At 77.3% G+C, this 20704-nt stretch carries 17 protein-coding genes and 1 pseudogene; 8 read left to right on the top strand and 10 right to left on the bottom strand.

Annotation, left to right across the window (positions count from 1 at the left end):
• Positions 1-12: 12 nt before the first annotated feature.
• Positions 13-912 carry an alpha/beta fold hydrolase gene (locus tag GC157_08855; protein ID MBI1377574.1) on the top strand — a complete coding sequence of 300 codons (900 nt, stop codon included), beginning with the start codon at positions 13-15 and terminating at the stop codon, positions 910-912.
• On the opposite strand, the gene GC157_08850 is transcribed toward GC157_08855, so the two are convergent.
• Entirely contained in the window at positions 906-2267 is a 1362-nt protein-coding gene (locus GC157_08850) for a phosphotransferase (GenBank protein MBI1377573.1), read from the bottom strand. The genes GC157_08855 and GC157_08850 overlap by 7 nt on opposite strands.
• Positions 2268-2306: 39 nt before the next feature.
• Here GC157_08850 and GC157_08845 point away from each other — a divergent pair, with 39 nt between their 5' ends.
• Entirely contained in the window at positions 2307-3068 is a 762-nt protein-coding gene (locus tag GC157_08845; protein MBI1377572.1) for a GNAT family N-acetyltransferase, read from the top strand.
• A gap of 43 nt (positions 3069-3111) precedes the next feature.
• Here the strand turns inward: GC157_08845 and GC157_08840 are convergent, their stop codons facing one another.
• On the bottom strand, positions 3112-3669 hold the full coding sequence (locus GC157_08840) for a hypothetical protein (GenBank protein MBI1377571.1): 558 nt from the start codon (positions 3667-3669) through the stop codon (positions 3112-3114).
• A gap of 179 nt (positions 3670-3848) precedes the next feature.
• Between GC157_08840 and GC157_08835 the strand changes: the two genes are divergently transcribed.
• Positions 3849-4967 (top strand): hypothetical protein, encoded by a 1119-nt coding sequence (locus GC157_08835; GenBank protein MBI1377570.1) that lies wholly within the window; start codon positions 3849-3851, stop codon positions 4965-4967.
• A 51-nt stretch (positions 4968-5018) separates the two neighbouring features.
• Here the strand turns inward: GC157_08835 and crtI are convergent, their stop codons facing one another.
• From crtI to GC157_08795, 8 genes are all read right to left on the bottom strand, one after another.
• A complete protein-coding gene (gene crtI / locus GC157_08830) occupies positions 5019-6515 on the bottom strand; it encodes a phytoene desaturase (GenBank protein MBI1377569.1) in 1497 nt (498 codons plus the stop codon).
• Between the two features lie 123 nt (positions 6516-6638).
• The gene (locus GC157_08825; protein ID MBI1377568.1) at positions 6639-7769 is read right to left on the bottom strand and encodes a glycosyltransferase; all 1131 of its coding nucleotides are present in this window, start codon (positions 7767-7769) and stop codon (positions 6639-6641) included.
• The gene (locus tag GC157_08820) at positions 7766-8581 is read right to left on the bottom strand and encodes a carotenoid biosynthesis protein (protein ID MBI1377567.1); all 816 of its coding nucleotides are present in this window, start codon (positions 8579-8581) and stop codon (positions 7766-7768) included. The genes GC157_08825 and GC157_08820 overlap by 4 nt, the downstream gene beginning before the upstream one ends.
• Before the next feature lie 13 nt (positions 8582-8594).
• The gene (locus tag GC157_08815) at positions 8595-9338 is read right to left on the bottom strand and encodes a monooxygenase (GenBank protein ID MBI1377566.1); all 744 of its coding nucleotides are present in this window, start codon (positions 9336-9338) and stop codon (positions 8595-8597) included.
• A gap of 52 nt (positions 9339-9390) precedes the next feature.
• Entirely contained in the window at positions 9391-10389 is a 999-nt protein-coding gene (locus tag GC157_08810; protein MBI1377565.1) for a hypothetical protein, read from the bottom strand.
• Between the two features lie 114 nt (positions 10390-10503).
• Positions 10504-10881: a VOC family protein gene (locus GC157_08805; protein MBI1377564.1), complete on the bottom strand. Its 378-nt coding sequence runs from the start codon at positions 10879-10881 to the stop codon at positions 10504-10506.
• A gap of 100 nt (positions 10882-10981) precedes the next feature.
• Positions 10982-11605 carry a YbaK/EbsC family protein gene (locus GC157_08800; GenBank protein MBI1377563.1) on the bottom strand — a complete coding sequence of 208 codons (624 nt, stop codon included), beginning with the start codon at positions 11603-11605 and terminating at the stop codon, positions 10982-10984.
• 618 nt (positions 11606-12223) lie between these two features.
• Entirely contained in the window at positions 12224-12463 is a 240-nt protein-coding gene (locus GC157_08795; protein MBI1377562.1) for a hypothetical protein, read from the bottom strand.
• A gap of 19 nt (positions 12464-12482) precedes the next feature.
• On the opposite strand from GC157_08795, the gene GC157_08790 reads away from it, so the two are divergent.
• The 5 genes and pseudogenes from GC157_08790 (at position 12483) to GC157_08770 (ending at position 20569) form a co-directional block, all read left to right on the top strand.
• Positions 12483-12914: a hypothetical protein gene (locus GC157_08790; GenBank protein ID MBI1377561.1), complete on the top strand. Its 432-nt coding sequence runs from the start codon at positions 12483-12485 to the stop codon at positions 12912-12914.
• Positions 12915-13236: 322 nt separating this feature from the next.
• Positions 13237-13662: pseudogene (locus GC157_08785) on the top strand (hypothetical protein).
• Between the two features lie 240 nt (positions 13663-13902).
• Positions 13903-18354: a DNA polymerase III subunit alpha gene (gene dnaE, locus GC157_08780; protein ID MBI1377560.1), complete on the top strand. Its 4452-nt coding sequence runs from the start codon at positions 13903-13905 to the stop codon at positions 18352-18354.
• Between the two features lie 201 nt (positions 18355-18555).
• The gene (dinB, locus tag GC157_08775; GenBank protein ID MBI1377559.1) at positions 18556-19872 is read left to right on the top strand and encodes a DNA polymerase IV; all 1317 of its coding nucleotides are present in this window, start codon (positions 18556-18558) and stop codon (positions 19870-19872) included.
• Positions 19873-20173: 301 nt separating this feature from the next.
• Positions 20174-20569: a DUF3040 domain-containing protein gene (locus GC157_08770; GenBank protein ID MBI1377558.1), complete on the top strand. Its 396-nt coding sequence runs from the start codon at positions 20174-20176 to the stop codon at positions 20567-20569.
• Positions 20570-20704: the final 135 nt, after the last annotated feature.

The raw sequence follows: 20704 nt of genomic DNA, 5'->3' as shown, positions 1-20704 counted from the left end.
CAGGATCCGCCCATGGCCGACGAGGATCGCACCCGGCGCACGCTGACCCTGCCCGACGGGCGCACGCTGTGCTACGCGGAGTGGGGCGACCCGCAGGGGTTCCCCGTCGTCGCGATCCACGGCACGCCGGGCGGGCGGCTCAACCGCCATCCCGACGACGCGATCCGGGTGGCGGCCGGCGTCCGCATGATCACCTACGACCGTCCCGGGTACGGCGCCTCCACCCGGCACGAGGGGCGGCGCGTGGTCGACTGCGTGGCCGACGTCGCGGCCCTCGCCGACCATCTCGGCATCGAGCGGTTCGCGGTGACCGGCGCGTCCGGCGGCGGCCCGCACTGCCTCGCGGTCGCAGCGCGGCTGCCCGAGCGCGTGGTGCGCACGCGCTGCGTGGTGGGCGTCGCGCCGTACGGCGTGGCGGACCTGGACTTCTTCGCGGGCATGGACCCGCTCAACGTCACCGAGTTCGGCTGGGCGCTCGAGGGCGTCGAGCGCCTCGTGCCCGAGCTCGAGCGCGAGCTGCGCGAGATGGCCGACCGCGTGGCGCTCGACCCCGCCCTGCTGCTCGGCGAGGACTGGGGCCTCGACGACGCCGACCGCGCGGTGCTCGGCCGTGAGGACGTCGCCGAGGTCACGCGCGAGGCGACCGAGGACCTCGCGCGCGGGGGAGTGTGGGGCTGGGTCGACGACGACCTCGCCTTCACCCGTCCGTGGGGGTTCGACGTCGGCGAGATCGCGGTGCCGGTGGAGGTGCGCTACGGCGCCCGCGACGTGCTGGTGCCGGCCGCCCACGGCGCCTGGCTCGGGCGGCACGTGCCCGGGGCGACCGTGGTCGTGGAGGAGGACTCCGGCCACCTCGGCGACCCCGACGAGGTGGCGACGCTGCTGCGCTGGCTGGTCACCGGCTCCTACTGAGCCCACGGCGGCGCGGGCGTCGCGGCGACCCGTTCCAGCAGCGCGCGGCCGAGGCGCGCGCCCTCGGCGTCGAGCCGGGCCGGGTCGCTCGCGAGCCGGAAGCCGAGCCACATGAGGCCGAAGTACGCCGCCCACGCACGCGAGCGCAGCCACAGGTCGTCGTCCGGCTCGCCGTACGCCGCGAACGCGGCGGCATGCGCCGCGACGTCGAACAGCCACCACACCGCCGACAGGTCGACGGCCGGATCGCCGGCCGTGGTGTCGCCCCAGTCGAGCACCACGTGCAGCCGTCCGTCGCGGGTGAGCACGTTGCGCGGGTGCAGGTCGCCGTGCACCCATGCGCGCTGCGGCGCCGGCGCGGCGGTGCGCCCGGCCCCCCACGCCCGCTCGGCGTCGTCGATCAGCGCGGAGTCCGCGTCGTCGAGCGACGGGTCGCCGCGCAGGGCGGCGAGCCGGCCGGCCATGGGCTCGGAGTACTGCGCGAGCGGGCCGCTGCGGAACGGGTTGTCCGCCAGCCCGTCCGGTGCGAGGGAGTGCAGGCGGGCCAGGAAGGCGCCGAGCACGGCGGCCTGCGAGGGCTCCGGGGGGTGCGTGGCGGCGAGGTCGCCGTCGTACCAGGGCACGACGCTCCACGGCCACGGGAAGACGCCGTCGACGGGCTCGCCCGTGACGACGGGGGCGGGCACGGCCAGGGGGAGCAGCGGCGCGAGGCGGTCCAGGCTGCGCTGCTCGTGCGCCGCCAAAGTGGCGGCCATCTCCCGCCGCGGGAGCCGCACGGCGAGCCGGTCGCCGAGGCGCCAGATGTCGTTGTCCCAGCCGTGGAAGGCGAGGTGGCAGGGCAGCGCGGCGAGCCCGGGTGCGGCCGTCTCGAGCAGGCGGCGGACGAGCCGCTCGTCGATGTCCACCTCCCGAGCGGGGACGCCGGTCACCGGTCCGGTCCGGGGTCGAGCCCGTGCTCGAGCAGCAGCGCGCGCAGCGTCGCGCGGGTCGTCGTCGCGAGCGCGCCGCCGGCGAAGCGCGGGTCGGCCGTGACCTCGGCAAGGGCGCCGACGGGCGGCGCCATCCCGTGCCCGGTCGCGTGGCCCGGGGGCTCGGGACCGCGGCCGAGGTCGACCTCGAGGGTCACCAGCCCCGCGAGGTCGCCGCGGAAGACGTCGAGCGCCGCGTCGCGCCCGCCGTGGCGGACCCGGTGGCGGGTCTTCGACAGCGCGGCCGCCGGCAGCGCGCCGAGCAGTGCGGCCTCGGCGTCGTCGAGGTAGAGGGAGGTGTGCGCGACGCCCTGCGGCGGGCCGGCGTCGACCACCACCTTGTGGCCGAGCTTCCAGGTGCGCCGGCCCTCGGCGTCGGTGACGCACCGCAGGCGCAGCCGGGTGCCGGTGAGGTAGTGGTCCTCGATCAGGAGCGCGTCGCGCGGGTCGAGCCCGGCGGGCGGGGCGGGCAGCAGCCATCGGTGCTCGCGCTCGACGACGGCGTACGTCATCGGGTGGTCGGCCGGCACGGGGGCCATCCTGGCCGACAGCGCGGCCGCGGGACGGCACGATGTCCGGGTGGGCGGCGACGTCGAGGTGCGGGTGGTGGGCGACGACGCCCTCGGCGAGGCGGCGCGCGCGGCGGTGAAGGACCTGTGCGACGTCTCGTTCGCGCACCGCTTCCGCGACGACCCGGACGACGCCTTCACCGCCGACGACTGGGACCACACGTGCGGCGGGGTCCGCGTGCTGCTGCGCGAGGGCGACCGGTTCCTCGCGCACGCGGCCGTGGTGGAGCGCGCCGTCGACGTCGGCCACCCGGGGTCCGCGAGCGCCGTGGACGGCATCGGCGAGGCCGGCGTCCGCACCCTGCGCTCGGGCTACGTCGAGGGTGTCGCCGTCGACCCGTCGCGGCAGGGCGAGGGCCTCGGCACCCTCGTGATGCGCGGGGTGGCCGAGGTCGTGCGCGCCGGCTACGAGGTGGGGGTGCTCGCGACGTCCAGCCACCACTTCTACGAGCGGCTCGGCTGGGAGCGCTGGCGCGGGCCGACGTACGTGCTGCGCGGCGAGGTGCGTGAGCGCTCGGAGTCCGAGGACGACGGGATCATGGTGCTGCGCCTGCCGGGCCGCGACCTCGACCTCAGCGTCCCGATCGCGTGCCGGGAGCGGTCCGGCGACGACTGGTAGCCAGGCCCGCCCGTCGCGTCCGGCAGCGGGCCGGCCGGGTCGGTCAGGCGACGAGGCCGGCGGACCAGCCGGGGGCGCGTCCGCCGCCCGGCGGGTGCAGGCCGCCGACGTCGGCCCCGGCCCGCGCGAGCAACCAGGCGACGACGGAGTTGGAGTTCCACATGTCGCCTGCCCCGAGCTCGTCGCGTCCCCACACGTGCACGGGGACCTCGTCGAGCAGCCGCAGCGCACGGCCCACCGCCTCGGGCCCCATGAGCACCGTGGTCGCGCCCCCGACGGCGAAGGCCAGGTCCGGGATGCGACCGCCGCGCCAGCGGCACACCTCGTAGCGGAACATCCGCGAGCGGCCCAGCACGGCGGCGCCCACCGGGCCCGTGGCCACGACGCCGCGGTCGACCGGCTCGCGCCCCCACACCGGCGCCATCTCCACCGCGTAGGTGGCGTCGTCGCCGTGGAGGAGCAGCGCGGCGTGGAACAGCGGCGCGGGATCCCGGCGGTCGCGCCACGCCACGAGCCGCTCGTAGGCGCGACCGCACACGCGCACCACCGGCACGCGGGAGCCTGCGCCCAACGGGATCCAGTAGAGGTCCACCCGGGCCACGGGGCCATCGTCGCGCCGAGCGGGTGCGCGTCTCCACACGGGCGCACGACGTCGTCGGACGGCCTCGTCACCACCGCGACACCCGCGGATCCCGGTGCCTACCGTGGAGGCGACGTGCTCCAGGTGACACGAGGTCCCGGCCTCGCCGGGCGACCTCCGTGCCGAGGGGGGAGGCGGCCATGAGGCCACGTCGAGGGGGATGGATCGCGGCGCTCGCGGGCGCGCTGCTCCTGCCCGTGCTGCAAGCGCCCGCGGCCGGAACCGAGCCGGTCGGACCGTCGGTGACGTCGGTGACCTTCACCGGTCAGCACCACTACGACCTCACCGGGATGCAGGTGGGCCAGGTCGTCGTCGACGTGCACATCGTCTCGCCGTTCCCGGTGGTGCCGGTCAACGCCGGCGAGTACTCCGAGGAGCTCACCTCGCCGTACCTGCGGCTGGGCGACGGACGGCTCCAGAACCTGTACCAGGTGGGCGGCAGCCCGACCGACGGCGACTGGCGGTCGACCTTCTACGTGACCGCCAACGACGACGGCCTGCGCACCGAGGTGACCGATCTCGTCGTCATCGAGGGCAGCTGGTTCCAGGGGACGCAGTACACGCTCGACCTCCGCGGGCTCGCCGACACCTCGATCGGCGTGCGCGGCCGGGACCGTCCCGTGCTGCTCGTCTCGACCGTGCCGGCGACCGTCGCGGACTCCTGGACGGGCCGGGTGACGGCGACCGTGACGGCGATGCTCCAGCAGTCCCGCACGCTGCTGGTCGGGGTGCCCGTCGTGTTCTGCCACGACTCCGGCTGCGACCAAGGGCTGCTGGGACCGCGGCTCACCGACAGCAAGGGACGGGCGACGTACTCGTACACGTCGTACCCGGAGGCGCGCGGGTCGACGACGGCGACGCTGTACCGCCACAACGTCCATGGTCGGTACGCCGACGGCGTGCAGTGGACCCGGACCAGGCTCGACCCCGCCACCCGCACCTGGGTGACCGCCTCGGCCAGCCCCACTCTGCTCCGCCTCGGGGCGACCACGACCCTGTCCGGCAAGGCGCGCCACGCCTCGGTGCTGCTCGTGCAGCGGTGGGTCAGCGGCGCGTGGTCCACCCTGGGACAGGTCGTGCCGCGGGTCAGCGGGCGCTGGGACTACACGACCAGGCCGCACCTGCGCGGCACGCTCGCCTACCGGGCGCTGCTGCCGTCGTGGGGCGACCGAAGCAGCGACACACCGTGCCAGCCGTCCGGGCTGAGCTGCCTGTACCGGGGGTCGGTGTCCTCGACCGTGCGCGTGACGGTCGCGTGACGCCGGCCGTCGTCGACGTCCGGCAGCGTGCGGGCGCAGCGGCCGACGGCGTCAGGCGCGGCCGACGAGGTCGGCCACGATCTCGGCGGACAGGCCCACCAGCGGCAGGCCGCCGCCCGGGTGGGCCGAGCCGCCCACGAGGTACAGCCCCGGCACCGGCGAGGCGTTGGCCGGGCGCAGGAAGGCGGCGCGGGCACCGTTGGACGACGTGCCGTAGATCGCGCCGCCGGGGGCGCGGGTGTCGCGCTCGAGGTCGGCCGGCGTACGCACCTGCGACCACAGCAGGCGGTCGCGGACGTCGTAGCCGCGGGCCGCCATGACGTCGAGCACGCGGTCGCGGTAGGACTCGGCGAGGCCCGGGCTGGTCCAGTCGACCGTGCCGGGCGTGCCGTCGGCCCCGTGGCGCGGCGCGTTGACGAGGACGAACCACGACTCGTGGTCGGCGTCCGGTCGCATCCGGTCGTCGTCGGGCGCGCACACGTAGACCGTGGGGTCGTCCACGGGGCGGGCCCGGCGGCCGAACACGGAGTCGAACTCCGCGTCGTAGTCCTCGGGGAACCACACGTTGTGGTGGCGCAGGCCCGGCGTGCGGCCGCGCACCGCGAGCAGCAGCACGAAGCCGGACAGCGACGGCGTCGCGGATCGCAGGCGGCGCAACGGCTTGCGGCCACGAGGGTCCTGCACGAGGTCGCGGTAGAGGTGCGTCGCGTCCGCGTCGGCCACGACGACGTCGGCCGCGAGCACCTCGCCGTCGGCCAGGCGCACGCCGGTGACGCCCGCGGCGCCGGTGACCACCTCGGCCGCGTCGGCGCCGAACCGGTAGGCGACGCCGCGCTCCAGCGAGCGGCGGTGCAGCGCGTCGGCGAGCACGCGGATGCCACCGCCGACGTGGAACGCGCCGAACGTCTGCTCGACGTAGGGCACGGTGACCAGCGCGGCGGGTGCGCGGCGCGGGTCGGAGCCGGTGTAGGTCGCGTAGCGGTCGAGCAGCATGCGCAGCCGCGGGTCGCGCAGGTGGCGGCGTCCCAGCGACCGCAGGCTCGTGAACGGGGCCACCGTGCGGACGTCGGAGAGCCGCCGCGCCAGCGGCAGCAGGTCCGAGGGGCCGGACAGCGGCGACTCGAGGAAGGGCCTGCGGGTGAGCTGCCAGACGTCGGAGGCGTGGCGCATGAGGGCGCGCCAGTCGTCGGCGGCGGCGCCGCCGAGCGCGTCGCCGAGGGCGAGCGCGACGCGGCCGGTGTCGACGCCCGGCAGCTCCACCGCCGTGCCGTCGGGGAAGCGGTAGCGGAACCCGGGCTCGAGCTCGACCAGGTCGACGGTCTCGTCGAGTCCCGCGCCGGTCTTGTTGAACAGGTCGCGGTACACCGCGGGCAGGGTGAGCAGCGACGGACCGGTGTCGAACACGAAGCCGTCGCGCTCGTAGGAGCCGACCTTGCCGCCGTAGGTGGGCGCCTGCTCGACGACGGTGACGTCGTGCCGCTTCACCGCGAGCCGGGCCGCCACGGCCATGCCGCCCATGCCCGCACCGATCACCACCACGCGCGCCACGGGCGACGAGCCTAGGCCCCGGCGCCGCGGCCCCCCTCCAGCCCACCCCCGCGTTACACGTCGAACGCGCGGAAACCGGCGCATTTTCCGGGTGTTCGGGCAGTAACGACGGGGCCGGGCGGGTCAGGGGAGGGGGCGGCCGCGCCAGGCGAGGGTGCCGGCGTGGCGCCGGCGCCACGACTCGGCCACGAGCGCGGCGAAGGCCAGCACCGAGACGGGGTGCGCGGCGGTGTCCGGCACTACGCGACCGCCGGTGCGCCGCGCCACCAGCACGCGTCCCGCGACGCCCGCCGAGTACCCCGCCCCGCCCCAGGCCCGGGTGCGGCGGTCGCGGGCGACCAGCGCCGCCACCACCGGCACGACGTAGAGCCACGACAGCAGCACGACGACGCCGGCCGCGCCGGCCGGCGAGCCGAACGCCGACCACAGCGACTTGGTGTAGCCCTCGACCAGCGACGCGGCGTCGTCGTACATCCGGCAGCTGGCCAGCTCCGTGCCGTCCACGACGCCGCCCCGCCCGCCGGCGGCCTTCACCGCGCGCAGCAGCGCGACGTCATCGAGCACCTCGCCACGGACGTGCTCGTGGCCGCCGCTGCGGCGGTACACGTCGGCGTCCACGGCGAGCAGCTGGCCGTTGGCGGCCGTGAGGGACTCGCGGGGGGAGCGCTCGGCGAGGCCGAGCGGCAGCAGGGTGGCCCACGACCACTGCAGCAGCGGCTGCACGAGACGCGGCAGCACGCCGTCGGCGAGCTGGCGCGGGTAGGGGCACACGAGGTCGAGGTCGCCCTGGCGCAGCAGCGCCACCGACGCCGCCAGCGCGTGCGGCGCCACCACGACGTCGGCGTCGACGAACACCAGCACCTGCCCGGTGGCGAGCTCCGCGAGCCGGTGGCAGGCCCAGGTCTTGCCGAGCCAGCCCGGTGGCGGGTCCGCCCCGCCTCCGTCCACGACGTGCAGCCGGGGGTCGCCGTCGGCCGCGGTGCGCACGACCTCGGCCGTGCCGTCGCGCGAGCCGTCGTCGAGCACCACGACCTCCGCGTCGCGCAGCCCGCGGCTCGCGAGCAGCGCCGTCACGCACGACCCGATGCGCGAGGCCTCGTCGCGCGCGGGCACCAGCACGCTCACGCGCTCGGCGACGGCCGGGGGCCGGCGCGCGGGACGGCGCAGCCGGGTGAGGTTGTACGCCGTGTGCGCGGTGGCCAGGCACGCGCCGAGGGTGCCGGACGCCACGACGGCACGGCCGACGCGGCTCAGTCGCGTCCCTGCCACAGCGCCACGGCGTAGGGGATCGCGACGACGCCCATCACGACGCCGCCCCACACCGCCACGCCGGTGCGGTGCAGGAAGAAGGCGTTGAGGACGATGCTCGAGACGTAGGTCCACAGGAACAGCAGGGCCGGCACGCCGTCGCCCTCGCCGCCGTCGTTGCGCCGCCGCGGCAGCCGGTCGAGCAGCAGCATGAGCACCAGCGACACGAGCAGCCACCCGACGAAGTTCTGCACGGGGACGTCGGTGATGCCGATGAGCACGGGGGTGTTGTCGAGCGTCCACGACCAGTGCCCCTCGCCGACCATCTGCGGGTCGAGGAACAGGTCCCACGAGGCGAGCGCGACAGCGGCGACCACCGGGGTGAGCAGCGGCCCGCGGCTCAGGCGCCGGGCCGCCAGCAGAGCGGGGTAGCTCATCATCGCCCAGGCCAGCGGGATGACGACGGGGACGCCGGCGACCAGCGGGCCGAGGGTGTCGGCGTAGGTGTAGGTGCCGAACGGGAACCCGGTGCGGGTGCCGAGCACCTCGGCGCCGAAGCCGATGCCGGCCGAGAGCACGAACCAGCCGAGCGCCCACAGCACGCCGCGCGCCACGAGTGCGTGCGACGCGCTGGCGAGGAAGAACAGCACGACGCTGACGACGGTGACCGTGTCGCGCACGGACCCGTGGGTGAGCGGCCAGGCGATCTGCGCGGCGATCGTCGCGAGCGCGAGGATCCAGGGCAGCGCTCGGAGCACGCCGCCCGAACCGCCGCGGCGTCGGTCGGCGTGAGGGCCGTTGTAGATGCGGACGCTCATCGCGGGGGCGACCTTACGGGGTCCGGCCGCCCACCCCCACATCCCGGCCGTCGTATCGGCCACGCGCGTCGAGGACTGCGAAGCGGGCGAAGAGCTCCTCGGCGTACCAGTCCAGCTCGCGGGTGCGCCGCACCACCACCTGGTGCGCCTCGCGGCGGTGGGTGAACTGCGACACCGCGGCCCCGGAGGACCACAGGCTGAACGTGCCCTGGAGCCCGACGGGCGCCTCGCCGATGCCGAGCGCGAGCTCGAGGCCCTCCACGCGGGCGAGGTCGTCGGACACGGGCGGCACCGACGCCCAGAACGTGCGCCACCTCGTGGGACGGATGCGCGCGCGGGTGAGCGCGGCCACCGGCCCGTCCCACCGCTGCGGGCGGGGATCCCCGAACGGCAGGCGTCCGGCCCACGTGCCGCGGGAGCCCAGCGGCCGCAGGAGGATCCGCGCCTGCTCGTGCGCCATCGCGCTCCAGGCGCCGTGGCTGCGCGACTGCTCGTACCGCGCCGGGCCGTCGTCGTCGGACCAGCAGGCGAGGACCCCCCAGTGGTGCGGGTCGGCGTCGCGGACGGTGAACGTGCGCCCCGACCCGGTGCCGAGCAGCTTCACGAACCGCGCGCCGGGCAGGGCGCGGACCGGACGCCGGTCGAGCCCCATGCGCGCCACCGCGCGCAGCACGTCGAGGCCGGCGACGCCGTAGAGGTGCAGGCTCACCACGGCGGGGACGCCGCTGCCCGCACCGCCGGTGACGTCGTCGCTCATCGCACCCATCCTGTCGCTGCCGGGGCGGTCGTGCCGTGCAGGCGGGGCCGCCTCACCGCACGATCAGCACGACGAACACGAGGTAGAGCACGCCGATCACCACGCCGTCGTAGCGGGTCAGGCCCCGGCGCAGGAACGCCCAGGCGAGCACCGCGAGGGTGAGCCCGGCGTACCACCACGCCGTCACGTGGGCGGACTCGGTGACCGTGCCGAGGCCGAGCAGCGCGGCCGGGATCAGCAGACCCACGAGCACGTTGATGTTGTTGCTGTTGGTCGTGGTGCTCAGCGTCGCGGCGCCCCGGCCGCGCCGGGCCAGGTAGATCGCGGCGACGGCGTTGGGGATGCTCGTCACCACCGCGAGCAGCACCGCGCCCACCACGACGTCGGAGAGCTGCCACTCGGTGCCGATGTCGGTGGCGCTCTGCTCGAGCAGCACCGAGGAGACGATGACGACGGCCAGCAGGCCGAGCGCGGCGAGCGCGTCCACGGTGCCGCCGCGGCCCGGGTGCAGGTCGAGGTCGGTCTCCTCCTGCGTCAGCGCGGAGGTGAGCGTGCCGCGCAGCCGACGTGGGATCGGCAGGCGCGCGCGGGTCTCTGGCCGCATCACCGACAGCGCGACGTAGGGGCCGAAGAGCAGCAGGGCCAGCCCGAGCCCGGGCACGGGCGCGACGTCGTCCTGCACCACGGCGAGGGTCACCAGGGCGAGGCCGCCGGCCACCACGGTCTCGAGCAGCACCACGCGCCGGTCGAGCCGGATGCGCCCGGCCACGACCGCGGCGACGCCGAGCAGCATGAAGAGCTTGGCGACGTTGGAGCCGAGGATCACGCCCACGCCGACGTCGTGCTGGCCCGCCGCGAGCGCGGTGACGGCGGTCGCGATCTCCGGCATGTCGGCGGCCAGCGCGGCGACCAGGCCGAGCGCGGCCTCGCTGATGCCCAGCCGCGCGCCGATCCGCTCGAGGCGGACGATCAGGAGCGCGGAGGCGACGAGCGCGAGAGTGGCCGAGACGACGAAGACGGCGAGCGGGACGGTGGGGACGACGAACGCCATCGGACTCCTCGGTCGGCACGGATCGCGCGCACGCGACGCTTGCTCGCCGACCAGACTTCCCGGCACACCACTGCGAACCGTACGCGGTCGGTGCCCGGACGGGTGCGGTGCCCGTCAGCCCTCGGGGACGGGCAGCGCGCGCAGCACGCAGAACTCGTTGCCGCCCGGGTCCGCGAGCACCACCCAGCTCACCTCGCCCTGGCCGATGTCGACCCGGGTCGCGCCCAGCGCGAGGAGACGGTCCACCTCGGCCTGCTGGTCGTCGGGGCGCAGGTCGAGGTGCAGGCGGTTCTTGACCGTCTTGGTCTCCGGGACGCGCAGCACGAGCAGGTCGGGGACGGCGCCGCCCGCGGCGCTGTCCTCCGGCGGCTCGAGGACGATCTCGTCGGCGTCCTCGTAGGTGCGCCGCCACCCCAGGGCCTGCTGCCAGAAGTCGGCCACGGGCGCGGGGTCGTGCGCGTCGATGCTCAGGCACTGCACGCGGAGGGGCATCGGCCGAGCCTCGCGGGTGCGGGCTCCCCGCGTCCAGCGGGTTGCCGGCCGGGCGCGGCGGCGCCCTCGGCGGCCCCTTGCGGCGGATGAGCGGGTGGCCTCAGCCCGAGCGCTCGCCGACCTCGGCGGCCTCGCCGGCGGTGATCCGCAGGAGCTCGTCGTAGGTCGTCGGGAACACGTAGTGCGGGTGCCCCCCGGCGGCCCAGACCACCGGGTGCCGGGCCAGGTCGACGTCGACCACCGTGCGCAGCGGGTGCGGGTGCCCCACGGGCGCCACGCCGCCGATCGCCTGGCCGGTGTGCTGCCGGACGAACTCCGGCGTGGCCCGGCGCACGCGCGAGGCGCCCGCGATGCCGGAGAGCAGGAAGGTGTCGGCCCGGTGCGCGCCGGAGGTCAGCACGAGCAGGGGCTCGCCGTCGGCGTCGAAGACCAGCGAGTTGGCGATCGCGCCGACCTCGACGCCGAGCTGGGCGGCGGCGGTGGCCGCGGTGGGGGCCGGCTCGGGCAGCGCGCGGACCTGCCCCGCGACGCCGAGGGAGGCCAGGGCACGGGCGACCCGCACCGCCTGGGGGTGCAGCCCCTCGGTGTCGCCGACCGCGGTCACGAGGGTGCCGTCGTCGTTGACCTCCGCGTGCGGGAGGTCGGCACCCGCCTCGTCGTGCGCCGCGGCCGCGGGCCGCGGCGCGTGCGGGTCGCCGGCGGCGTCGGAGGCCTCAGGTCGCATGGACGCAGGGTAGGGCCGGCGTGGGCACCGCGCCGCCGCTCGCGGCCAGGTCGGTCCTCGCCGCGGCGCCCCGGCCCGCGGGGCGGGCGGGTGGCGGGGCGGGTCGCGGGCGGTGGTGGCGAGGGCTTGACGCGCTGTCGGGGGTGGGGGGTACGGTGGGACTCGATCGAACAGGTGTTCGAACACCAGCACCGCCCGCGGGAGCCTCCCGGCGCGCGGGGAGTGTCCGAGGGCCTCTCGATCGGCACCGGTCCGGGAGGGCCCGCGGTTCGCGGCCGCGGTTCCTCCCGGCGCCGGCCCCGGTGGGTCCGTGAGGTTCTCGCGGTCCTCGCGCGACCCACCGGGCCGACGCGGACAGGGCACCTGCCCCGCCGGCGGACCACGAGCGTGGGGAAGCGCTCAGGCCCCGCCGGCGGGCGGTTCCCCCCGCGTCCGCGCCCGGACGGGCGGGAGCCCGGCGGTCCGCCGTCGGCCCCTCCCCGCGCGGGCGAACGGGTCGCCTTCCCCCTCCCGTGCACGGCAGCGACCGCTGCCGTGCGGGCTGGTCCCCGCGCAGCCGTCGCTGCCCGGGGCTGAGCTCCCGTCCACGGACGGGGGGAGGTGGTGGCCGGTGCGCACCTACGGCGAGGTCATCGACGTCCGCACGTCGGCGCTGCCCGGGCCGACGCCCGCGTCTCCCGCACCCTCCGCGTCTCCCGGCTCTCCCGCGTCTCCCGCGTCTCCCCGGTCTTCCGGGGCGCCCTCCTCCGGCCGGCTCCCGTCCGGGTCGTCCGGGCCGTCCGGATCGTCCGGGCCGTCCGCGTCGTCCGGGTCGTCCGGGTCGTCCGGGCCGTCCGGGCCGGGCGCCTCGACGGGCACGTCCGTCCCGGGCGCGCCCGTGCAGTTCGTCTGGCGCGGCCGGCTCTACCTCGTGCGCGGCGTCCTCGCCCACTGGGTCGAGCTGGGCACGTGGTGGTCGGCGCGCGGTGGCGGGGCCGGCACGGCACGCGGTGCCGGGACGCCCATGGCCGACGGGCCGGACGGGTCCGACGGGCCCGGCGCGCTCGACCGGGCCGGCCTGTCGGCGCGCCCCCGGTCGGTGGCGGCCGACGTCGGTGCGGTCGAGCGCGAGGTGTGGCGCGTCGAGGCCGCCCCGGGGCGCAGTGCCGGGATCGGTGTCTACGACCTCGTGCGCGACGTGCCGGCGGGCGACCCGGCCGCCGCCGGCTGCGGGCCGCCCGGCGGTGATCGCGCTGCCGGTGGCGGTGCCGGATCCGCTGCCGGCTCCGCCCGCCCGGTCCGCTGGCGGCTGGCCCGCGCCCTGGACTGACCCGACCCGCCCGACCCGCCCGACTGCTCGACGCGCCCGACCCGACCGACCCGCCCGACCCGACCTGCTCGACCCGCCCGACCCGACCTGCTCGACCCGCGTCCGTCCGAGAGGAGTCCCCGTGCCCGCGTCCCTCACCGTCCCGCTGGTCCTGCCGGTGGCCGTCGCCGAGGCGGCCCGGCCGCGGCCCGTCCTCGCCCGTCCCGCCCCGGTCCGACCCGCCCCGGTCCGACCCGCCGGCCCGCCCGCGCCGGCTCCGGCCGGGCGGTCCGCCGAACCGCCCGCCGCGCCGTCCGTCGGGCCCTCCGCCGGGCCGGGGGCGAGCGGCCCGGCGGCGGCCCGGCCGCCACGCCCCGAGGCCCCCGGCGCCAGCCGCGACCTGCTCGCCGGCTCGGCCCGCGAGCTGCTCGCCGCCGGCGCGGCCGAGGACCCCGAGAGCCGCTACGCCCACGCGCACCTGTCCGCGCTGCGCGCCGCCGCCGCGGTGCTCGCCGCCCGGGCCCGCCCCCGGGCCCGACGATCCGGCCGGGTGCGCAGCGCCTGGTCGCTGCTGACCGAGGTCGCCCCCGAGCTGGGGGAGTGGGCGGCGTTCTTCGCGGCGGGCGCCGGCAAGCGGGCCGCCGCGGAGGCCGGGCTGCGCGGGGTGGTGAGCGGGCGCGAGGCCGACGACCTGATGCGCGACGCCGAGGCCTTCCTGGCGGTGGTCGCCCGGGTCCTCGGGGTCACCACCCGCCAGCCCCCGCTGCCGCACGACGCGGGGGACGACCCGGCGCCCCGCGTCGGACCGGGCGCCCGGCCCGGTGCCCGGCGGCCCGACACCGGCGGCGCCGCGCCGGGAGGCGGGGCGGACGGGCCGCCCCGGCTGCGGTCGGTCCCGGCACCCTGAGCGCGTCGGCGACCCGTCCCTGCTCGTCCCTGCTCGTCCCTGCTCGTCCCTGCTCGTTTCCCCCTGCCGGCCCGCCGGCCCTGCACCCCCGCGACGTCTCCTGTGCCTGCCGATCCCTTCGTCCACCTCCACGTCGCCTCCGGCTACTCCCTGCGCCACGGCGCGAGCAGCCCGGCGGCCCTCGTGGCACGCGCCGCCGCGCTCGGCCAGGACGCGCTCGCCCTCACCGACCGCGACGGCCTCTACGGGGCCGTGCGCTTCGTCCTGGCCTGCCGCGACGCCGGGATCTCCCCGATCCTCGGCCTCGACCTCGCCGTGCATCCCGTGCATCCCGTGCATCCCGGGCCTCCCGGGCCGACCCCCGTCGTCCCGGGCCTCCCGGCCGCGGGGCTCGGCTCGCGGGTGCGGCGCACCCCGGCCGGCCGGTTCGGCTCCGGCCCCACCCTCGCCGAGCGCACCGCCGGGGCCGGCGCCGCGGTCCGGCGCACCCCGGCCCGCGGCGGCGCCGAGGTCGACCCGCACCACCCCCGGGTGGTGCTGCTCGCCCGCGGGCGCACCGGCTGGGCCTCGCTGTGCCGGCTGGTCTCGGCGGCCCACCTCGGGCTGCGGCCCGACCCGCCGCCGGGGGCCGAGCCGCCCGACCTGCGCGAGGCGCGGGCCGGGCAGGCCCGGCGCGGGTCGCCGGTCACCACCCTCGAGACCGTGGCCGAGCACGCCGAGGGGCTCGTCGTCCTGCTCGGCCCGGAGTCCGAGGTCGGCCGGGCGCTGGCCCGCCGGCGTCCCGACCTCGCCGAGGCGGCCCTCGCCCCGTGGCGCGAGGTGTTCGGCCGGCGCCTGGCCGTCGAGGTGGTCAGCCACCGGGCGCGCGACTCCGCCCTCGCCGTGAGCGACCTGTCGGGCGCGCCGGCGCGGGGGCTGCCCTACTCCTCCTCGCTGGCCGCCCGGACGCTGCGCTTCGCGCGCGAGCACGGGCTGCCCGCCGTGCTCGCCGGTGCCGTCCGGCACGCCGAGCGCGACCAGGCGCCGGTGGTCGACGTCCTCGACGCGATCCGCCGCCTCGTCCCGCTCGACTCCCGCCACCTCGACCGGGCCAACGGCGAGGGCTACCTCGCCGACGGCGAGCACATGCGGCGGGTGGCGAGCGAGGTGGTGCACCTGTCCGGGGTGGCGCAGGGGGAGGCCGCGCAGCGCCGCGAGGTCGACCGGCTGCTCGCCGACACCCGCACCCTCGCCGACGCCTGCGTCCTCGACCCGGTCGCCGACCTCGGCATCGGGGAGGTCCACGTCCCCGAGCTCGACCTGCTCCTGCCGGCCCGCACGGCCGGGCGCAGCAGCGCCGTGCGCGACCGCGGCCCGGCGGTCCTGGCCGCCGAGGCGCTCGAGGCCGACCGGCACCTGCGCGCGCGGTGCGAGGCCACGCTGGCCGGCTACCTCGACCGCGGGCGGCACCCGGAGCACCAGGTGCGCGACCGGCTCGACGACGAGCTCGCCACCATCGCCACGCTCGGGTTCGCCGGCTACTTCCTCACCGTCGGCGAGGTGGTCGACCTCATCCGCGGGATGGACGTGCGCGTCGCCGCCCGCGGCTCGGGCGCGGGCAGCCTGGTCAACCACCTGCTCGGCATCTCCGGCGTCGACCCCCTCGCCCACGGGCTGCTCATGGAGCGCTTCCTCTCGCCGCTGCGCCGCGCGCTGCCCGACATCGACGTCGACGTCGAGTCGGCCCGGCGCACCGAGGTCTACGAGCGGATCCTCGACCGCTTCGGCGGCGAGCGCTGCGCCTGCGTGTCGATGCGCGACACCTACCGCGTGCGCCACGCCGTCCGCGACGTCGGGGCCGCCCTGGGCATGCCGCCAGGCGAGATCGACGCGTTCGCCAAGTCCTTCCCGCACATCCGCGCGCGCGACGCCCGCGCCGCGCTCGAGGAGCTGCCCGAGCTGCGCTCCTCGGGCCTCGGCCGCCTCGCCGCCCGCGGCGAGCTCGACGGCTTCCTCACCCTCGTCGAGGCGCTCGACGGCCTCCCGCGCCACATCGCGCTGCACCCGTGCGGCGTCCTGCTCTCCGACACCACGCTGCTCGATCGCACCCCCGTCGAGGCCAGCTGGATGGGCTTCCCCATGAGCCAGTTCGACAAGGACGACGTCGAGGAGCTCGGGCTGCTCAAGCTCGACGTCCTCGGCATCCGCATGCAGTCCTCGATGGCGTACGCCCTCACCGAGATCGAGCGGGTCGACGGCGAGCACGTCGACCTCGACGCCGTCCCCCTCGACGACCCCGCCACCTACGCCCTCGTGCGCTCCGCGCACACGCTGGGCTGCTTCCAGATCGAGTCGCCCGGCCAGCGCGAGCTGGTCGGCAAGTTCGCGCCCGAGACCTTCGACGACCTCATCACCGACATCTCGCTGTTCCGCCCCGGCCCGGTGAAGTCCGACATGGTGACGCCGTTCCTGCGCGCGCGGCAGGGGTGGAACGACGCCGAGTACCTCCACCCGGACCTGCGCCCCGCGCTCGAGGAGACCTGCGGCGTGGTGGTGTTCCACGAGCAGGTGCTGCGCATCGTCGCGGTGATGACCGGCGCCAGCCTCGCCGAGGCCGACGAGGTGCGCCGCGCCCTCGGCTCGCCCGACACCCAGCCCGAGGTGCGCGCCTGGTTCTATCCCGCGGCCCGCGCGCGCGGCTACGACCTGGTCACCATCGAGCGGGTGTGGGAGGTCCTGCGCGCGTTCGCCTCCTTCGGCTTCTGCAAGGCCCACGCCGCGGCCTTCGCGCTGCCCACCTACCACTCGGCGTGGCTCAAGACCCACCACCCGGCCGCGTTCCTCGCCGGCGTCCTCACCCACGACCCGGGCATGTACCCCAAGCGGCTGATCCTCGACGACGCCCGCAACCTCGGCATCGCGATCCTGCCGCTGGACGTCAACGCCTCCGAGGGCACCTACCGCGTCGAGCGCGTCTCGCCCTACGACGAGCCGCCGCCGGAGATCCTCGGCGAGCGCCCGCGCCGCCCGCAGGACGTGCCCGGGCTGCCGGACGGGTCGGCGTACGGCATCCGGCTCTCCCTCGCCGACGTCAAGGGCATCAGCGCCGCCGAGGTCGAGCGGGTGGTCGCCGGCCGCCCCTACGGCTCGCTGTCGGACTTCTGGCACCGCGCCCGGGTCGCGCGCCCGGTGGTCGAGCGGCTCGTGGTCGCGGGTGCGTTCGACTCGCTCTACGGCATCGGGCTGTCCAGCCCGGTCCGCCGCCGCGGCCGGGTCACCCGGCGCGACCTGCTGCTGCAGGTCGCCGACCTCGACCGGCACACCCGGGCGACCGCGCGGGCGGCCCGCGCCGCCGCGCCGCGACCGCGCAGCGTGCCGCTCACCGCCACCGGGGTCCCGAGCGCCACGCGCGACGTCGTGGCCGCCGCCCGGCGCCAGGCGATGTCGCCGGCGACGCCGACCGCGGCCGCCGACCTCGACGTGCAGCTCACCCTCGACCTCGGCGACGCCCCCGGCGAGGTGGCGGCCAGCGGCCTGCCCGAGATGACCGACGCCGAGCGGGTCCGGGCCGAGCTCGAGGTGCTCGGCCTCGACGCGAGCCGGCACGTCGTCGACTTCTACGTCCCGATGCTCGAGGCGCTCTCGGTCACCCGCGCGCGCGACCTGCTCCGCCGGCGCAACCAGTCCGAGGTGCTCGTCGCCGGCGTCAAGGTCGCCACCCAGACCCCGCCGGTGCGCTCCGGACGGCGCGTCGTCTTCCTCACCCTCGACGACGCCACCGGGCCGGTCGACGCCACGTTCTTCGAGGACGTCCAGGGCCCCTACGCCGCCACCGTGTTCGGCTCCTGGCTCCTGCTGGTGCGCGGGGTGGTGCGCCGCACCGGCCCGCGCGGGATCTCGATCCGGGCCACCGGGGCCTGGGAGCTCGGGGTGGTCCACGACGCCTGGCGCCGGGGCGGCGCCCCGGCCGTGCACGCCCTGCTCGCCGCGGACTCCGGCACCCGGCACGACGGCGACGACGCCGCCGTGACCGGCCGCGCGGGGAGCCGGTCGACCCGCCCGGTCATGGCGCCGGCACCGGCCGGCGCGGCACCGGCGGGCTACGGCTACGGCTACGCCGGGCGCCCCGGCGAGGAGTCCGCCGCGGGGGCGGCCGGGGGCATGGGCCGGCGCGGGTCCGACCTCGCCGCGGCCGCACGGGCCGGGGCGGGCGCCGGGCGCCCGGCCGGGAACGGGGACAGCCCGGAGGAGACGGCCGAGCAGCGGGTGCGCCGGGTGCTCGTGCACGCCAGCGGGTTCCGCCAGTCGCCCTACGCCGACATCAAGCCGCAGGGGGTCGACGCCGCCGACACCCGGGGCCAGGCGGCGGCGCGCGGCGCCGCGCGCGAGGCGGCCGCCCGGGAGGCGGCCCTGCGCGCCGAGCAGCGGGCGGCCGACCGGGGGACCGGCCGGCCGGAGGAGGACGGACCGGACCCGGAGGCGCGCCGGGAGCCCGGGCCCGGGGCGTCCGGCGGCCCGCGGCGCACGCCCCCGGGCAAGCTGTGGCACTCGAGCCCCGGCAGCTCGGGCTGGTGACCCGATGCCGCACCGCACCGTGCCTGCACCCACGGCCGACATCGGACCGACCACCCGGCGGGTCCGGCGCACCCTGCCGCGACGTGTCGGTCCCGGGGCGGATGATGGGCGCGTCATGAGCGGACGCGACCACGTGCAGCGCCGGCGCACCCGCGCGCTCCCTGCGCGTCGCCCCGAGGAGCCGGGCCGCGGGGGTGCCCGGTGAGCCGCAGCCAGATCACCCGCGGCGCGCGGCTCACCCAGGCCGACGTCTCCGCGCCGCGCGGGTCGCGGGGCGAGGCCGACGCCGGGCGCCGCGACGACGACGGCTGCCCGGTGCTGCACGTCGACATGGACGCGTTCTTCGCCTCCTGCGAGCTGCGCTCGCGCCCCGACCTCGTCGGCGTCCCGATGATCGTGGGCGGCGACGGGTCGCGCGGGGTCGTCACCGCCGCCACCTACGAGGCGCGCCGCTTCGGCATCCACTCGGCGATGCCCATGTCGCGGGCCAAGCGCCTGTGCCCGCACGTCGTCGTCCTGCCGCCGGACTTCGAGCTCTACGCCGAGGTCTCCGCCGGGGTCATGGCGGTCTTCCGCGACGTGACCCCGCTGGTCGAGCCGCTGAGCCTCGACGAGGCGTTCCTCGACGTCTCCGGCGCGGTGCGCCGCCTCGGGCCGCCCGCCGTCATCGCCGAGGGCATCCGCTCGCGGGTCCACGACGAGCAGGGGATCACCTGCTCGGTGGGCGTCGCGCCGACCAAGTTCGTGGCCAAGCTCGCCTCCACCCGGGCCAAGCCCGACGGCCTGCTCGTCGTGCCGGCCGACCGCGTCGTCTCCTTCCTGCACCCGCTGCCCGTCGGCGAGCTGTGGGGCGTGGGGGACAAGACCGAGGAGGCGCTGCTCCGGCTCGGCCTCACCACCGTCGGCGACATCGCGCACACGCCCGTCGACACCCTGGTGCGGGCGCTCGGGCAGGCGGCCGGCACCCACCTGTCCGACCTCGCCTGGGGCCGCGACCCGCGCGCGGTCGAGGCCCCCGAGGGGGAGAAGAGCATCGGCAACGAGGAGACCTTCCCCCGCGACGTCGACGACCCCGAGGTCGTCCGGCGCGAGCTGCTGCGCCTGTCGGAGAAGGTCGCCGCCCGGCTGCGCACCCAGGGCTACGCCGCGCGCACCGTCGTGATCAAGGTGCGGTTCGCCGACTTCTCGACCATCACGCGCTCGCGCACGCTGCGCAGCCCCACCGACGTCGGCCGCGAGATCTACGACACCGCCCGCGCGCTCTACGACGCCCTCGGGCTGCAGCGGGCCCGGCTGCGGCTGGTGGGCGTGCGGGCCGAGGGCCTGCTCGACGTCGAGGACGCCCCCCGCCAGCTGCACCTCGACGAACCCGAGCTCGGCTGGCGCGAGGCCGAGCAGGCCGTGGACCGGGCCTCGGCCCGCTTCGGCCGGGGCTCGGTCCGGCCGGCCCGGCTGCTGCCGACCGGCGAGCAGGACGGCTTCGGCGGGGCGCCGGTGGCCCCGCGGCCGGGCCGCTGACCCCGTCGCGACCGGGGTCGCACGGCCGTCGAGACCGTGTCCGGTGAGGACCTGCGCGGGTCCGGACGGGAACCACGCGCGTCACCCGTTCGTCAGCCGGGGCAGCGCGGTGCGCCGGGAACCGTTCAGGACGGGCCTGCGGCGGCCGACACTGTCAGTGGCACGTGGCGCGGCACGAACCTTCGAACACGGCCCTCCGGGTTTCCAGTTCGCCGTTCGCTGCTTATCCTCGTGCTGTGGGCGGCCGCGCCGCCCGTGAGCACCTACCGCGTGGCGCCCGCCACGAGACCGAGGAGGAGCCGTGCCGCTCTCGGAGCACGAGCAGCGCCTGCTCGAGCAGATGGAGCGGGCCCTCTATGCGGAGGACCCCAAGTTCGCCTCCAGCCTGCGCTCGGCCACGCCTCGCGCCGGGAGCCGGCGTCGCGCCGCCGTCGGCGTCCTCGGCGCCCTGGCCGGCGTCGCGCTGCTGGTCACCGGCGCCGCCACCTCGGTGGTGCTCGTCGGCGTCCTCGGCTTCCTGCTCATGCTCGGCGGCACGGTGCTCGTCATCGGCGCCCTGCGCCCCGGCTCCGCGGCCCCCGCGGACACCGCCGCCCCCAGCCCCTCCGCGCCCCCGGCCCGCGCCCCCAAGCAGGGCGGGTTCATGGACCGCGTCGAGGAGCGCTTCCGCAAGCGTCGCGAGGGTGACGGGGCCTAGCCCCCGGGAGCTCCCGCCTCGCCACGGCCGCCGTCCACCGACGGCGGCCGTCGCGTTCTCCGGACCGGCACCGGTCTCCGGACAGCTGCTGCAGCCGCGTCGTGGCGTCCGGGCACCGTCCTCGCGCCGCCCCCA

Source organism: Frankiales bacterium (genome assembly GCA_016125335.1).
GTDB lineage: Bacteria > Actinomycetota > Actinomycetes > S36-B12 > CAIYMF01 > Longivirga.
Note: the sequence above shows the minus strand (reverse complement) of the source record. Positions and strands in the feature narration are given on the sequence as shown.